This window comes from Cellulomonas sp. P2_B4 (assembly GCF_056404795.1).
Genome location: NZ_JBFUDI010000010.1, coordinates 1 through 14,141, shown reverse-complemented (window position 1 = coordinate 14,141; position 14,141 = coordinate 1). Strand labels below are relative to the sequence as shown.

At 71.5% G+C, this 14,141-nt stretch carries 16 protein-coding genes and 1 pseudogene; 11 read left to right on the top strand and 6 right to left on the bottom strand.

Annotation, left to right across the window (positions count from 1 at the left end; genetic code table 11):
* Nucleotides 1-2: 2 nt before the first annotated feature.
* The 6 genes from AC1DZC_RS15900 to flgN all read right to left on the bottom strand — a co-directional run bounded on the left by AC1DZC_RS15900 (nt 3) and on the right by flgN (nt 4,933).
* Nucleotides 3-287, bottom strand: a complete 285-nt coding sequence (locus AC1DZC_RS15900; protein WP_477039773.1) for a DUF2530 domain-containing protein — start codon at nt 285-287, stop codon at nt 3-5.
* A 29-nt stretch (nt 288-316) separates the two neighbouring features.
* Nucleotides 317-1,531 carry an EAL and HDOD domain-containing protein gene (locus tag AC1DZC_RS15895; RefSeq protein WP_477039774.1) on the bottom strand — a complete coding sequence of 405 codons (1,215 nt, stop codon included), beginning with the start codon at nt 1,529-1,531 and terminating at the stop codon, nt 317-319.
* A 94-nt stretch (nt 1,532-1,625) separates the two neighbouring features.
* Complete coding sequence (locus tag AC1DZC_RS15890) at nt 1,626-2,078, bottom strand: flagellar assembly protein FliW (protein WP_477039775.1); 453 nt, start codon at nt 2,076-2,078, stop codon at nt 1,626-1,628.
* Nucleotides 2,075-2,962, bottom strand: a complete 888-nt coding sequence (gene flgL / locus AC1DZC_RS15885) for a flagellar hook-associated protein FlgL (RefSeq protein ID WP_477043939.1) — start codon at nt 2,960-2,962, stop codon at nt 2,075-2,077. The genes AC1DZC_RS15890 and flgL overlap by 4 nt, the downstream gene beginning before the upstream one ends.
* A gap of 5 nt (nt 2,963-2,967) precedes the next feature.
* Nucleotides 2,968-4,440: a flagellar hook-associated protein FlgK gene (gene flgK, locus AC1DZC_RS15880; protein ID WP_477039777.1), complete on the bottom strand. Its 1,473-nt coding sequence runs from the start codon at nt 4,438-4,440 to the stop codon at nt 2,968-2,970.
* 13 nt (nt 4,441-4,453) lie between these two features.
* Entirely contained in the window at nt 4,454-4,933 is a 480-nt protein-coding gene (flgN, locus tag AC1DZC_RS15875) for a flagellar export chaperone FlgN (RefSeq protein ID WP_477039778.1), read from the bottom strand.
* 387 nt (nt 4,934-5,320) lie between these two features.
* Between flgN and AC1DZC_RS15870 the strand changes: the two genes are divergently transcribed.
* From AC1DZC_RS15870 to AC1DZC_RS15820, 11 genes and pseudogenes are all read left to right on the top strand, one after another.
* A complete protein-coding gene (locus tag AC1DZC_RS15870) occupies nt 5,321-6,235 on the top strand; it encodes a sigma-70 family RNA polymerase sigma factor (RefSeq protein WP_477043938.1) in 915 nt (304 codons plus the stop codon).
* Between the two features lie 143 nt (nt 6,236-6,378).
* Entirely contained in the window at nt 6,379-7,542 is a 1,164-nt protein-coding gene (locus tag AC1DZC_RS15865) for a flagellin N-terminal helical domain-containing protein (RefSeq protein WP_477039780.1), read from the top strand.
* Nucleotides 7,543-7,688: 146 nt separating this feature from the next.
* Nucleotides 7,689-9,044: a flagellar filament capping protein FliD gene (fliD, locus tag AC1DZC_RS15860; protein ID WP_477043937.1), complete on the top strand. Its 1,356-nt coding sequence runs from the start codon at nt 7,689-7,691 to the stop codon at nt 9,042-9,044.
* 61 nt (nt 9,045-9,105) lie between these two features.
* A pseudogene (locus AC1DZC_RS15855) lies at nt 9,106-9,450 on the top strand (flagellar export chaperone FliS); the annotation flags it as partial.
* A gap of 100 nt (nt 9,451-9,550) precedes the next feature.
* Complete coding sequence (locus AC1DZC_RS15850; RefSeq protein ID WP_477043936.1) at nt 9,551-9,940, top strand: hypothetical protein; 390 nt, start codon at nt 9,551-9,553, stop codon at nt 9,938-9,940.
* Nucleotides 9,941-10,195: 255 nt separating this feature from the next.
* On the top strand, nt 10,196-10,537 hold the full coding sequence (locus AC1DZC_RS15845) for a flagellar basal body rod protein FlgB (protein ID WP_477043935.1): 342 nt from the start codon (nt 10,196-10,198) through the stop codon (nt 10,535-10,537).
* Nucleotides 10,537-10,947, top strand: a complete 411-nt coding sequence (gene flgC / locus AC1DZC_RS15840; RefSeq protein ID WP_477043934.1) for a flagellar basal body rod protein FlgC — start codon at nt 10,537-10,539, stop codon at nt 10,945-10,947. Before AC1DZC_RS15845 ends, flgC begins: the two co-directional genes overlap by 1 nt.
* Complete coding sequence (fliE, locus tag AC1DZC_RS15835; protein WP_477039786.1) at nt 10,947-11,264, top strand: flagellar hook-basal body complex protein FliE; 318 nt, start codon at nt 10,947-10,949, stop codon at nt 11,262-11,264. The genes flgC and fliE overlap by 1 nt, the downstream gene beginning before the upstream one ends.
* On the top strand, nt 11,264-12,877 hold the full coding sequence (fliF, locus tag AC1DZC_RS15830) for a flagellar basal-body MS-ring/collar protein FliF (RefSeq protein ID WP_477043933.1): 1,614 nt from the start codon (nt 11,264-11,266) through the stop codon (nt 12,875-12,877). The genes fliE and fliF overlap by 1 nt, the downstream gene beginning before the upstream one ends.
* The gene (gene fliG, locus AC1DZC_RS15825; protein WP_477039788.1) at nt 12,874-13,875 is read left to right on the top strand and encodes a flagellar motor switch protein FliG; all 1,002 of its coding nucleotides are present in this window, start codon (nt 12,874-12,876) and stop codon (nt 13,873-13,875) included. Before fliF ends, fliG begins: the two co-directional genes overlap by 4 nt.
* Nucleotides 13,868-14,141 (top strand): hypothetical protein (locus AC1DZC_RS15820; protein ID WP_477043932.1); only part of this gene is annotated, 274 nt, incomplete at its 3' end. The genes fliG and AC1DZC_RS15820, both read left to right, overlap by 8 nt.

Here is a 14,141-nt window from a genome sequence, read left to right as displayed (position 1 = left end):
CGCTACTCGACCGAGGAGGCGGGGCCCGCCGGGGCCGGGGGAGCCTCGGACGTCTCCGGCGGGTGCCGACGGGCCCAGCGAGCGCCGAGCAGACCGAGCACGATGCCGACGCCGCAGACCCAGGCAGCGTCCCAGGCGATCGACCCGGTCGCCGCGAGCACGACGGTGACGACGAGCGCGACCGCCCACACGAGCGTGCCGACGCGCATCACCCGACCGAAGTTGACCGGGACCGGCGGCGGCGGGGTGCGGCGGGGGTTCAGCATGGACGAGCGGGACGACGGCACCGCACGAGGGTAGCCCGCGCCGGCGAGGCTCAGCGCGTGGCGACCGCCATCGACGTCGCGGTGGCCAGGGCCTCCGGCACGGCCGCGAGGTAGGCGTGTGCGACGTCCCACGGCTCGAGCCCGGTGGCCGCGACGCCCTCGATGTCGTTCTCCTCGTGCGCCATGACGGCGGCCAGCACGGGACCGTAGGGCCCGGACTGGTCGCGCAGGGCGTCCGCGATGTCGTCGGACACCCCGGACCGGCTGACCAGCGACTCGACCGAGAGGTTCTGCTGCTGGGCGACCGCGGAGAGCAGGCCGACGGTGTACCCGGCGCCCGAGTCGGACAGGGCGTAGCAGGCGATGGCGCGCGCGAGGATCGACCACAGGGTGCCGACGGTCGCGGGCTGGGCGTTGATCAGGGACGCCATGGCGAGCGTGGTCAGCTGGCGCGGACCGAGCAGGACGACCGCCTGGCGGACCGAGTCGATGGGCCGGCGCAGGCCGGACGCGGAGGAGTTCACCAGGTGCAGGACGCGCATGGTCAGCTCGGGGTCCGACGAGATGGTGCGCACCACGGCCTCGGGGTCGGGCCGGTCGGCGGACAGCACGCGCACGAGGTTGAGGCACTGGGCCTCGCCAGCGGTGAAGTCACGGGTCGACGTGCCCTGCCGGCGCTCGAACATCGGGCCCTGCAGCAGGTCCATGCCCAGCTCAAGGGCGCGCGCGACGGTCTCGCCGGTGTCGGCGCGCTCGCCGATGACGCGGGCGCCCGCCTCGTGGGCGCGGCGCACCAGCTCGGCGACGTCGGCGCTGCGGGCGAGGTTGATCTTGACGAAGTCCACCAGCGGCAGGATGCCGTCCTGCGACGGGTCGCCGGTGTAGTCGCCGATCGCCAGGCCGACGCGCTGCGCACGCAGCCCGACCAGCCGTGCCGCGATGTCGGCGTACGACGCGAGCCACAGGGGGAGCTCGAGGATGACGCCACCGGGCGCGCGCGGCAGGGGGGTCGCGCCGATGAGCAGGCCGCTCGTCGCGCGGAGCATCAGCGGGAAGTCGCCCGCGATCGTCTGCGGGTCCAGCGTGGAGTAGCCCAGGTCGAGGGCGCTCTCCACGAGCGTGTCGGAGTCCAGCGCACCCTCGGAGCCGGGGACGTCGCCGCGCACGGCGTAGCCGAACACGGACCGGTCCGGGTTCACGATCGGCTGCCGGTGCAGCGTCGCCCGCCGAACGGTGCGGTCTGTCTGGATCTCGTTCCCAAGCACTGTGTTCTCCCCGTCGCCCTGGTCGCTGACCCTCCTCATCGGTCGGGAGGACCGGAACGTGAGGATTCGCGACGAGGGACGCGGGTGAGAGCTGTCAGCCGACGGGTGCGCGCACGGGCCAGTCGCCGTCGAGCACGATCTGGGCGGCCGAACCGGTCCGGGCGTCGACGACGAGCGGTGCGAGCAGGTTGGCCGTCGGGCCGTCCTGGTCGCCGAGCCCGGGGTGGACCACGACGAGCACGACCGTCGACTCGGCGACGGCCTCCCACTCGAGCGCGCCGGCGTCGATGGTCGGCGTGTAGTCCGGGAAGTGGATCGACGGGCTGACGACGAACAGCCGGATCGGCGCGTCCTGGTCGTCGGCCGGGATGCTGCGCAGCGCGAAGAGGACGCCGCCGTCGTCGAGCGGGTCGAGGACGTAGCGCAGGTGGCCGGGCAGGCCCGGCAGGGGCGCGACGAGCTCGAGGAGCGCGGGCACGTCCACGTCCTCGCCGGGGCCGGCGGCGACGTGGACGGTTCCGGCGGGGCCGGTCGTGATCGTGCTCATCGGAGGAAGTCTGACAGGGAAGGCTGGATCACCTTGGCCGCCGCACCGAGTGCGCCGTTGTAGGCGACCTCCTGCATCTGCAGCTCCATGATGATCTTGGCCAGGTCGATGTCCTCGACCCCTGACAGCTGCGACTTCACGTTGAGGTCCGAGTCCCCGAGCGACGAGGTCGCGGTGAGCACCTGGTCGTGGCGGGCGCCGACCGACGCGACCTCGGTGAGCATCGCCTCCATGCGGGAGTCGATCGCGTCCAGGTGGACGGTCGGGTCGCCGCCGGCGCGGAGCGTGGCGGAGACCTGGTCGAGCAGCGCGAACACCGAGGTGGCGCCGTCACCGAAGACCGCGGCACCGTCCGAGTCGACCCGCACGGTGGCCGTCGGGCCGACCCGCCGCTCGACCGGCGCGGCTGTGGGGCTGCCCGTGTAGGTGTACGTGGCCGGGTCGAACGCGATGCCGGCGTTGGACGTGCCGGCGAAGACCGTGCGGCCCAGGTACGTGGTGTTCGCCTGCGAGAGCAGCGAGGCCTTCACCCCGTCGATCTCCGTGGCCAGAGCATCGCGCGACGTCTGCCCGAGGGCCCCGTCGCCGCCCTGCACCGCGAGGTCGCGGGCCCGGCGCAGCTGCTCCAGGGACGTCGACATCGCCGTGTCCACCGTGGTGAGCCACGAGCCGCCGTCGGCCGCGTTGCGCGTGTGCTGCGCGATCGTGCGCTGCTCGCTGCGCAGGCGCAGGAGGTCGGAGGCGCCCGCGGGGTCGTCGGACGGCGCACTGATCTTCTTGCCGCTCGACATCTGCGCCTGCAGGGCCGCCATCGCCGACAGGTTGCCCTGAAGGTTGGCCAGCGTCTGCCGCTGGACCGTCTGCTGAGTCACTCGAGGGATCACGGTGTCTACCTCCCGACCACGCCGGTGCGGTTGATGAGGGTGTCGAGCATCTCGTCGATGGCCGTGAGCACGCGGGCGGCACCTTCGTACGCGCGCTGGTAGGCCAACATGGACACGGTCTCTTCGTCGGTGTCGACGCTGGCCTGCGAGAGCTGGCCGGCCTCGGCGGTCGCACGGGCAGACTCCGCCACCTTGGCACGCGACGACGCGGACGCGGTGCGGGAGCCGATCTCGACGACGGCCTTGCTCCACTGGGCGTTGGGGCCGCCGGTCGCGTTGGCGAGGTCCGCGATCGCGGCGCCCACCGAACCGTCGAGCGCGCCGCCGCCCGCGCCGCCCACGGCCACGCCTGCGGGGTCGGTGATCGCGACGGTGAGGCCGAGGGCCGCTGGACGTCCCGCGGTGAACGTGAAGAAGTCGCCCCCGGCGGTGCCCACGGTGGCGGGCGGCGTCGGGACGGTCAGCGCGGTGCCGTGCAGGGCGTTGACCTGGGTGGCCAGCGTCGTCGCCAGCGCGTCGTAGCGGGCGGCCGCCTCGGTGAGCACGCCGCCCGTGCCGGTGGCGTCCGGCGGGGCGAGCACGGAGAGCAGGCCGGCCACGCGGCCGCCGTCGAGGGCCGCGGATCGGGTGGGGTGCTCGGCCCAGACCACCTGGACGCCGGTGCCGGCGACCGGCGGGACCGCCGTGGCGTCGCCCGTCGCCTCGCTGAACACCTGCGCGCCGGTGACGGCGAGGGGGTGCGCGTGGACGCCCGAGACGAGGGCGTTGCCGCCCACGAGCACGTTCATCTGGCCGTTCGGCTGCACGACGATCGACGCGCCGACCGTCGCGGACAGCTGCGTGATCAGCTGGTCGCGCTGGTCCATGAGCTCGCTGGCCGAGCCGCCGCTGTTCGTGATGTCGAGGATCCGGCCGTTCAGGTCGGCGACGCCCGCCGCGGTCGTGTTGACCTGGTCGACGAGCGAGACCGTGGTGGCGCGGGCCTGGGTCCACTGCGTGTCCGCCGCGGAGTACAGGGTCGCGATGCGGTCGACGACGGCGTTCGCCTGGTTGAGAAGCACCGCGCGCGCCGAGCCCTTGTCGGGGGTGTTGGCGACATCGCCCCACGCGCCCCAGAGGGTGGAGAGCTGGTTGGCGAGCCCGGTGGTGCCCGGCTCGCCGATGCTGCCCTCGAGCGTCGTGTAGGCGTCGGCGCGGGCCTTGAGGTAGGAGGCGCCCGACGTCTGCGTGCGCAGGCGGGCGTCGAGGAAGGCGTCGGCGAGCCGGTCGATGCCGGTGACCCGCACGCCCTGGCCGGCTCCGTCGTTCGTCGAGAACATCGACGGCACGTTGGCCGAGGGCAGGGCGGCGAGCGTCGCTCGCTGGCGGGTGTAGCCGACCGTGTTGGCGTTGGCCACGTTCTGGCCGGCGACGTCGAGGCCCTGGCGCTGCGCGATCAGCGAGCTGAGCGCGGTGCCGAGTCCGGAGAAGGTGCTCACTGTGTTCCCTGTCTCAGAACGAACGGTCGACGAGCTGCGCCGCCGCTCGGGACGGGGCGGCGTGGCCGGACCCGTCATAGGTGTGGACGTCCTGGAGGGACAGGAGCGTCTCCTGGGTGGCGCGGTGCGACATCGCGAGCAGCTCGCGGTTCCCGTCGGCCAGCTGCGAGATCTCCATGGTCAGGGTGGCGAACGCGTCGCGGTGGGCGCGCAGCAGCTCGTCCCAGGGCTCGGGAGCGGCGTCGGCGAGCTCGGCGAGGCTGGCACCCGGCTCCAGGCCGACGACCCTGGCGACCTCGTCGGCCTCCACGGCACGGCCGAGCTCGGCGTCGCGGATCTCGTCCAGGACGGCCTCGACCTCACGCGTGGCGTGGCCGAGCCACCGCGTGCGCCCGCTGGTGAGGATCATCTGCTCCTCCTCCAGCTTGAACAGCAGGAGCTCCAGCAGGTTCCGCTCGCGCCACAGCACGTCGGACAGCTGCGTCAGTGACATGGTCCGGTTCCTTTCCTCCCCTGGTCCGGTCGGGCTCGGGGTGCGTCTGCATCCACCTATCGGACAGGTGCCCTGCGATTGTGACGAATCTGGGGTGACGACTTCTGTCACGAGTGTCCGATATGCGGTGACACAGGCCGTGACTTGTCTCAGCAAGCGCTTCCCCTGTGACTGAACCCTGACAATTGTGCAGATGTCCAAGTTCGGCAACCCGAACAGTGTGATCTACATCACAGAGTGTTGTGACAGGTGCCAGCACCCGCGCCGAAGTTCCGCGTGATCACGCGGCAAACAGTGGAGAGCGTGTTCCCAACGGGTGTTGCTCCAATTGGTCACGGGTTTGAACGAATCCTCAAGCCGTGCAGCGGACGGACCGAGCGAGTCCTCGTGACCACGCCTACCCCCACCGTCGACGACCTCGTCCTCGCGAACATGCCCCTCGTCGGGTATGCCGTCAGTGAGCTCCTGCACCGGGTGCCGCCATCGGTCTCCCGGGACGAGCTCGTCTCTGCCGGGAGTCTCGCTCTCGTGATGGCTGCCCGTGCCTACGACCCCACCACCGGGGTCCCGTTCGCCCGCTACGCCTCCCTGCGCATCCGCGGCGCGCTCGTCGACGAGCTGCGCAGCATGGACTGGGCCACCCGCGGCGCACGCCAACGGGTCCGCGAGCTGGCGTCGACCTCGGAGCGGCTCACCGCCGCCCTGGGCCGCGCGCCGAGCCGCGAGGAGCTCGCCGGCGCGCTCGGCACGGACATCGCGGCCGTCGACCGCGCCAGCCAGGACGCCGCGCGCCGGGTGCTGTCGATGGACTCCAGCGACGTCCCCGTGGCCGAGCTGGTCCGCGACGGCTCACCGAACCCGGAGGAGGCCCTGCTCTCCGACGAGCGCCTGCGCTGGCTGCGCGCCGCCGTGCACACGCTGCCCGAGCGGCTGCGCGTCGTCGTCGACGGCATCTTCCTGCAGGACCGGTCGGTCGCCGAGCTCGCCGACGAGCTGGGTGTCACGCAGTCGCGCATCAGCCAGCTGCGCACCGAGGCGCTCTCCCTCCTGCGCGACGGGCTCAACGCGGGCCTCGACCCCGACATGCTCCCGACGGCCGAGCGGCCCGACGGTGTGGCCGAGCGTCGTCGTCAGAAGTACTTCGCGGCCGTGGCCGCGCGTGCGGCGATGGCGTCCATGGCGTCGCCCATGGCACCCCGCGGAATCGTCCCCTCGCCGCACCCCGCGTCGGCGCAGGAGGCAGCCCGCGAACGCGTCGGGGCGGCCCATCGGGCGGACGGGGAGCACGCGACCCCGGCCTGACCTGCACAGACGTCGGTCTGTACCGGGTTCGCCGAGCCAAGAAAATTCGTCGGCCGCAATCCTTTACAACCGCCCCGCCCCGCCGATCAGAGGGTTGTGCCCATGGATGGGCAGCCTGACCCGAATCAAGGAGGAAGATCATCATGGGTCTCTCGATCAACCAGAACATCGCGGCCGTCAACTCGTACCGCAACCTGTCCAACACGCAGAACGACCTCAGCAAGTCGCTGGAGAAGCTCTCGTCCGGCTTCCGCATCAACCGCGCGGCGGACGACGCAGCCGGCCTGGCGATCTCCGAGGGCCTGCGCTCGCAGGTCGGTGGTCTGAAGGTTGCGGCGCGCAACGCTCAGGACGGCGTCTCCGTCGTCCAGACCGCTGAGGGTGCCCTGACCGAGGTCCACTCGATCCTGCAGCGTGTTCGTGACCTGGCCGTCCAGGCCGGTAACGACTCCAACAACGCGGACGCCCGCGCCAACATCAAGACCGAGTCGGACTCGCTCGTCTCGGAGCTCGACCGCATCTCGAAGTCCACCAACTTCAACGGCACCAAGCTGCTCGACGGCTCGGCCGGGACCCTCAAGTTCCAGGTCGGCGCCGACGGCGACGCCAACTCGCAGATCTCGGTGAACCTCTCGGGTGCGAACGTCTCGGCCATCGCCGCGTCGCTCGGCGCTGCCTCGAGCGGCACGGACATCGCCGTCGCCACCCCGACCACCGTCACGGGTGCGATGTCGTTCAGCATCACCACGCCGGGTGCGACCAAGACCGTCACCACGGCCTCGGTCGGCGCGGCCGGCTCGATCAACACGGTGCAGGGCCTGGCCGACAAGCTCAACTCGGACTCGGCGTTCAGCGCCGACCTGACGGCCTCGGTCGACAGCACGACCAACCACCTGATCGTCCAGGCCAAGAACGGTGGCACCGTCGTCGGTGGCGCCACGGCCGGCACGGACGCCAGCGCGGGTACCGGTCTTGCCACCTCCGCCGCGGTCACGGGCACCACGGGTCTGGACTTCTCCTCGGCCAGCGCCGCGCAGAACTCCATCACCCGCATCGACGCCCAGATCAAGTCCGTCTCGACCGCTCGTGCCGGCCTGGGTGCTCTCCAGAACCGCTTCGAGCACACCATCAAGAACGTCAACGTGGCGGTGGAGAACCTCTCCGCTTCCGAGAGCCGGATCCGCGACACCGACATGGCGTCCGAGATGGTCTCTTTCACGCGGGCGCAGATCCTCTCGCAGGCCGGCACGGCGATGCTCGCGCAGGCCAACCAGATCCCCCAGGGCGTGCTCTCGCTCCTGCGGTGATCTGACCGGGACGGKAGGTAACCCCTCCTCACCCATGCACGACCACCGGTGGCGGGCTGTCGTCGAGACGCCCGCCACCGGTGCACCACCCGGCCGGTCCCGGCCGCACCGCAGCACCCGCGCAACTCGAACGGACGGATCGGCTCATGGCTTCTCTCGGGATCGACGGCCTGATCTCCGGCCTCGATACGACGGCGCTCATCAACTCGTTGATGTCGGCCGAGAGCCAGCCCCAGACGCTGCTCAAGTCCAAGCAGACGAGCACCACCTCGATGGTCTCGGCGCTGCAGGCGCTCAACTCGAAGGTCGCCTCGCTCGCCGACGCCGCCAAGAAGGCCGCCACCGCCACCTCCTGGGGCGCGACGAAGGCTTCGAGCTCGGCCACGTCCGTCACGGCGAGCACCACGAACGTCGCGCAGGCCACGTCCCTGAGCTTCACGGTCGACAAGGTCGCGCAGAGCCAGATCTCGCTGACCGGGTCGTTCACCGACCTGACCACCCTGACCGGTGGCGCCTCGACCGTCACGATCAAGAAGGCCGACGGAACCCTCACCGAGGTCGCCGTCGGCTCCGACGCCTCCGCGCTCGCCAAGGCGATCTCCGGCTCGACCGCAGGCGTCGCCGCGGTCGCCGTGACGGTCAACGGCACCACGCGGCTGCAGCTCACCGCCAAGGACACGGGCGCCGCCGCGGCGTTCGAGGTCTACGCCGGCACCAAGGCCGAGGTCGAGGGTGGCACCGCCACCGCGATCGGCCTCGTCGCCTCGCGCACCGCGCAGGACGCCCAGGTCACGCTGTGGCCCGGCACTGCCGCCGCCCAGCAGGCCACCTCCAAGACCAACACGTTCTCCGACGTGCTCGCGGGCACGTCGTTCACGGTCTCCAAGGTGGAGACGGACCCCGTCACCCTCACCGTGGACCGGGACGCCGCCGCGCTCAGCGCGCTCGCCTCGGGCCTGGTCGGCTCGCTCGGGGTGGTCCTGTCCGAGATCACCTCGCGCACGGCGACCACCTCCACGAAGGACGCCGACGGCAACCCGGTCGTCACCGGCGGACTGTTCTCCGGCGACAGCGCGGTCCGCGCGCTGCAGCAGTCGGTGGCCACTGCCGCCTCGTACCCGGTCGACGGCGTCTCGCCCTCGTCGGTCGGCATCACGATCGGCCGCGACGGCACCTTCACGTTCGACTCCGCCGTGTTCGCGGCGGCGCTCGACAAGGACCCGGCGCAGGTGCAGAAGGTCGTCGCCGGCATCTCGCAGCGCGTCGCCGACGTGGCCAAGGGCGCGAGCGACTCGATCAGCGGCTCGCTCACGCAGAAGATCACCGGCCAGCAGAGCGTGGTCAAGGACCTCAACGACCAGATCGAGGCCTGGGACACCCGGCTCGCGCTGCGTCGCGAGTCGTTGCAGAAGACCTACTCCGACCTCGAGGTCACGCTCTCGGGGCTCAAGTCGCAGTCGTCCTGGCTGTCCAGCCAGCTGGCGTCCCTCAGCAGCAGCTGAGCGCCACCCGCGCTCCTCGTCCACGCTCCCCGTCCACCGACCGAACCGAAGGGCACCCCTCATGCACAGCGTCCGTTCGCAGTACGTGGCCTCCGCGGTCGCCACGGTCGGTCCCGCGCGCCTGCTCACCATGCTGTACGACCGCATGCTCCTCGACGTCGACCGCGCGGTCACCTGCTTCCGGTCGGGCCAGCGCGTCGACGGCACCCAGCACCTCGTGCACGCCCAGGAGATCGTCGCCGAGCTCATGGTGAGCCTGCAGGTGGACGCCTGGGACGGTGGCGCGCAGCTCATGTCGATCTACCGGTACCTGCTCGCCGAGCTCATCGAGGCCGGCGTCAAGGGTGACGCCGAGCGCGCCGTCGCGTGCCGCGACCTCATCCTGCCGCTGGCCGAGGCCTGGCAGGAGGCGGCCGACCAGCTCGCCCGCACGGCGTCGGCCGGGGTCGGCGCGACGCCGACGCGCGACACCGTGATGAGCGCCAGGCTCCTCGGCGTCGGCTGACATGTCCGACCTCAGCTGGGCACCGCACAACCTCGTCCCCGACAGCGGGGCCCACCAGGGCGTGTCCCGCCCGGACGACTCCTGGGTCTGCGCCTGGTCCGACGCGCTCGACGCGCTCGAGCTCGACGTCGAGGCGGCCGACGAGCTGCTGCGCACCGCGCACCTGACCTCCGTGCACGACGTCGCCGCGGCCGCCGCCTGGCACCCTCCGCACGACCTGGGTCCGCTGCCCGCCTCGCTCGAGGTCCGCGCACGCGCGCTGCTGGACCGACAGCTCGACACCGCCCGTCGCGTCGGCGAGGCCGCCGTCGTCAGCCGCCGCCAGCTCGCGGCCACCCGGGTGCTGAGCTTCCGCCAGGACCACGCCGTCTACTTCGACGACGAGGCCTGACGCCGCCGCAGTCCTCGGCGAGGCCGTCGTGTGCTCCGGGCCGCGCAGCCGTGCCCGCACGTCCGAGCTGGACGCCTGACCAGCACGGTTGCTGGCAGCAACGACCTACGGCCGAACGGGTGATTGACCACATCGGCCAGGGATTCCCCTACACAGGCCGGGCGTCCGACCGATGGGTCGGGTGAGCACGGATCGCTCATGCAGCAGGCCAAGGATTGGCCGACACGCACTTCGTCGGTGAGGTGGACCCTTCGCATGTTCGATTCCGTGAGCTCCGTCGCGCTCCAGAGCGCGCTCGACGGCCTGGCCCTGCGCCAGCGCGTCATCGCTGACAACGTCGCGAACATCCAGACCCCCGGCTACCACGCCCAGCGCGTGTCGTTCGAGGACGAGCTGTCCAAGGCCGTCGGCCGGGGCAGCGGTGCCGTCCAGGCGCACGTCGCCCGCTCGCTCGAGCCCACCCGTATGGACGGGAACAACGTGAACCTCGACGAGGAGACGCTGCTGAACGTCGACACGAACCTCCGCTACCAGCTGGCCACGCAGGCCGTCTCCGGACAGTTCGCCAGCATGCGCACCGCGATGCGGACGAGCTGATGACGATCTTCGGCGCCATCGGCATCGCGAGCACCGGTCTGACGGTCCACCGCAAGTGGCTCGACGCGGTCAGCGACAACCTCGCCAACGTCAACACGGTCCGCGCCACGGACGAGGAGGCGTTCAAGCAGAAGTACGTGATCGCGCAGGAGATGGTCGCCGGGCCCGGCGAAATGAGCAGCGGCGTGCAGGTCGCGGGGATCCTCGAGGGCAGCGGCGAGGGCCGCATGGTCTACGAGCCCGACCACCCGCTGGCCGACGAGCAGGGCTACGTGCGCTACCCCGACATCGACATGTCGAGCCAGATGACCCAGCTGATCATGGCCCAGCGCGGCTACCAGGCGAATGCCGCCGTGGTGGACCGCGCCAAGGAGACCTACCAGGCAGCCCTCCAGATCGGACGCAACTGATGACTGTCCCCGTCGCCGCGATCAGCGGCCTGTCCTCCGTCACGTCGGTCGCGCCGACCCACTCGGTCATGGAGACCGCCGGCACCGCCTCGACCTCCGGCCCCGGCTTCGCAGGAGTGCTGAGCGGCATCGAGAACCTGCAGCAGATGCAGTCGACGACCAACGACCTCGCGGTCAAGGCCGTCACGGGTGACCTCGACGACGTGCACGACTACACGATCGCGGCGGCCGAGTCGTCGACCGCCCTCGAGCTGACCGCCGCCGTGCGCAACAAGGCCGTCGAGGCGTTCAACGAGATCATGCGGATGCAGGCCTGATGCCCGCGCAGCTCCAGGCGGCGATCGACCGCCTCAACGGCGCCATCAAGCAGTTCTCGATGGCGCAGCGCACGCTCGGTGTCATCGGGATCGCCGTCCTGGCGCTCGGCGTCATGTTCCTGAGCACCTACCTGAGCAAGCCGAACCTGAGCCCGCTGTTCACCAGCCTCTCCGGTGCGGACGCCAGTGCGGTCGTCGACCAGCTCGACGCCGACGGCGTCACCTACGAGCTCGCCGACGGCGGCTCGACGGTGCTCGTCCCCGCCAGCGCCCTGTACAGCGAGCGCATCAAGCTGGCCGCGGCCGGCCTGCCGTCCAACGCGGACGGCGGCGGCTACTCGCTGCTCGACGACATGCCCATGACGGCCTCGGAGTTCCAGCAGGAGACCACCTACCAGCGCGCGCTGGAGGGCGAGCTGGCCAAGACGATCGGCGCGATCGACGGTGTCGAGACGGCGACCGTCAAGCTCGCCGTCCCGCAGGACACGGTCTTCGTCGAGAAGAAGGCGGACCCGACCGCCTCGGTGTTCGTGCGCACGACGCGCGGCACGTCCCTCGACCCCGAGCAGGTCCAGTCGATCGTCCACCTGGTCTCGGCCGGCATCCCGGACATGAAGACGACGGACGTCGCCGTCGTCGACTCGACCGGGAAGGTGCTGTCCTCCGTCGGGGTCGGCGCCACCGGCTCGGGCATGGCCGACCAGCAGACCACCGACTACGAGGGCCGCGTCAGCGCCGCCGTGCAGCAGCTGCTCGACCGCGTCGTCGGCGCCGGCAACGCGGCGGTCACCGTGAACGCGCAGCTCAACTACGACGAGAAGTCGACGACCACCGAGGAGTTCTCGGCGACGCCGGACACGCCCCCGCTCGCGTCGTCGACGAAGTCGGAGGAGTACAGCGGTGGTGCCCCCGGCGCGACCGGTGTGCTCGGCCCGGACAACATCGCCGTCCCCGGCGACGCCTCCGGCTCGGGCGACTACAAGTCGACCACCGAGGACGTCACCAACTCCGTCAACAAGTCGACCGAGACCGTCAAGGCCGCGCCGGGTGGCGTGGAGCGTCAGTCCGTCGCCGTCGCGGTGAACTCGGACGCCGCCACGGGCATCGACATGGCCAACCTGCAGGCGATGGTGGCGGCCGCGGCCGGCATCGACACCACCCGCGGGGACACCATCGAGGTCCAGGCCATGGCGTTCGACACGACCCAGGCGGAGGCCGCCGAGCAGGCGCTCGCCGAGGCGGACGCCGCCGCGAAGGTCGCCGCACAGAACGCGCTGGTGGAGAAGGGCGCGATCGGCGGGGCCGCCGTGCTCGGCCTGATCGTCCTGATCATCATCGTCTCGGTCGCCCGCCGCTCCAGCCGCAAGGCTCGTCGAACCTCGCTCGACCTGGGCGAGCTGTCCGTGCTCAACGGCGCCGGGAGCGACCCGCTGGCGCTCGAGGGTGCCGACGCCGACGAGATCCCGGCCCTCCCGGCCGCGCCGGTCTCGCTGGCCCCCGACCCGGTCGCCCTCAAGCGCGCCGAGATCGGTGCGCTCGCCGACGAGCAGCCTGACGAGGTCGCCGACCTCCTGCGCGGATGGCTCGCCGAGTCGGGCGGGGTCCGTCGATGAGCACGCTGACCGGCACGCAGAAGGCTGCGATGCTCCTGCTCCAGCTGGGCAAGGAGCGCGCCGCCAAGGTCATGGCCGAGATGGACGTGGCCGAGATCGAGGAGCTCACGGGCGAGATCATGCGCCTGGAGCGCGTCGACCAGGCCCAGGCCGACGAGGTGCTCGAGGAGTTCTACGCGGCCTCGGTCATCGGGCCGGGCGTGGGCGGCGGCATGGGCATGGCCCAGCACCTGCTCCTGTCCTCGCTCGGCGCGGAGCAGGCCGCCAGCATGATGGAGCGGCTGCAGACGAGCATGGCCGGGCAGCCGTTCGAGTTCCTCCAGCAGGCCGACGCACGCCAGGTGCTCTCGCTGCTGAACGGTGAGCACCCGCAGGCGATCGCGCTCGTGCTCGCGCACCTGCAGCCCGCGCACGCGTCGTCGATCCTGGCCGGCCTCGAGCCGGGCCTGCAGGGCGACGTCGCGCACCGCATCGCTCTCATGGAGCGCGCCTCGCCGGACGTCGTCGCGATGATCGCCGAGTCGCTGCAGCGCAAGGCGTCCACAGTCCTGGCCCCGCGCGAGCTGGCCCCGGTCGGCGGCGTGCAGCCGCTGGTCGAGATCATCAACCGCGCGGACCCCACCACGGAGAAGCTGATCCTCGAGGGCCTGGAGGCCCGCGACGAGGCGCTGGCCGAGGAGGTCCGCAGCCGGATGTTCGTGTTCGGCGACATCGTCCTGCTCGAGGACCGCGCGATGCAGCTGGTGCTGCGCTCCGTGGAGACGAGCGAGCTCTCGGTCGCGCTCAAGGGCGTGGCCGAGGAGGTCCGCGACATGGTGCTGCGCAACCTGTCCGAGCGGGCCCGCGAGAACCTCGTCGAGGAGATCGACATGCTCGGCCCGGTGCGTCTGTCGCAGGTCGAGGACGCCCGCTCCAACATCGTCCAGTCGATCCGCCGGCTCGAGGAGTCCGGCCAGATCGTGCTGCGGCGCGACGGTGAGGACGAGTTCGTTGCGTGACGGGCTGGTCGGCATGCCGACGACGACGCGTGCACCTGCCGGCTTCGTGCCGGGCGGGTTCGGCGTCGTGCAGCCGCTTGCCGCGTCGGCCGCGCCGGACCTCGACATGTTCCGGCCGTCCGGTCTGGAGACGAGCGAGCTGACCGACGAGGTCCGCCGGGCCGCCGAGTCGGCCGGCTTCGCGGCCGGGTTCGCCGCCGGTGCCCGCGAGGCCGCCGCCGTCGCCGCGCTCGACGCCGCGCGGGTGGCGACCGAGCGCGCCGAGC

What these genes read in the sequence shown, in the direction of transcription:
- AC1DZC_RS15850 (WP_477043936.1), top strand. Translation starts at nt 9,551, where the DNA reads ATGTCCGACCTCAGCTGGGCACCGCACAACCTCGTCCCCGACAGCGGG.
- flgC (WP_477043934.1), top strand. Translation starts at nt 10,537, where the DNA reads ATGACGATCTTCGGCGCCATCGGCATCGCGAGCACCGGTCTGACGGTC.
- fliD (WP_477043937.1), top strand. Translation starts at nt 7,689, where the DNA reads ATGGCTTCTCTCGGGATCGACGGCCTGATCTCCGGCCTCGATACGACG.
- fliE (WP_477039786.1), top strand. Translation starts at nt 10,947, where the DNA reads ATGACTGTCCCCGTCGCCGCGATCAGCGGCCTGTCCTCCGTCACGTCG.
- AC1DZC_RS15865 (WP_477039780.1), top strand. Translation starts at nt 6,379, where the DNA reads ATGGGTCTCTCGATCAACCAGAACATCGCGGCCGTCAACTCGTACCGC.
- flgN (WP_477039778.1), bottom strand. Translation starts at nt 4,933, where the DNA reads ATGTCACTGACGCAGCTGTCCGACGTGCTGTGGCGCGAGCGGAACCTG.
- AC1DZC_RS15890 (WP_477039775.1), bottom strand. Translation starts at nt 2,078, where the DNA reads ATGAGCACGATCACGACCGGCCCCGCCGGAACCGTCCACGTCGCCGCC.
- fliG (WP_477039788.1), top strand. Translation starts at nt 12,874, where the DNA reads ATGAGCACGCTGACCGGCACGCAGAAGGCTGCGATGCTCCTGCTCCAG.
- AC1DZC_RS15845 (WP_477043935.1), top strand. Translation starts at nt 10,196, where the DNA reads ATGTTCGATTCCGTGAGCTCCGTCGCGCTCCAGAGCGCGCTCGACGGC.
- fliF (WP_477043933.1), top strand. Translation starts at nt 11,264, where the DNA reads ATGCCCGCGCAGCTCCAGGCGGCGATCGACCGCCTCAACGGCGCCATC.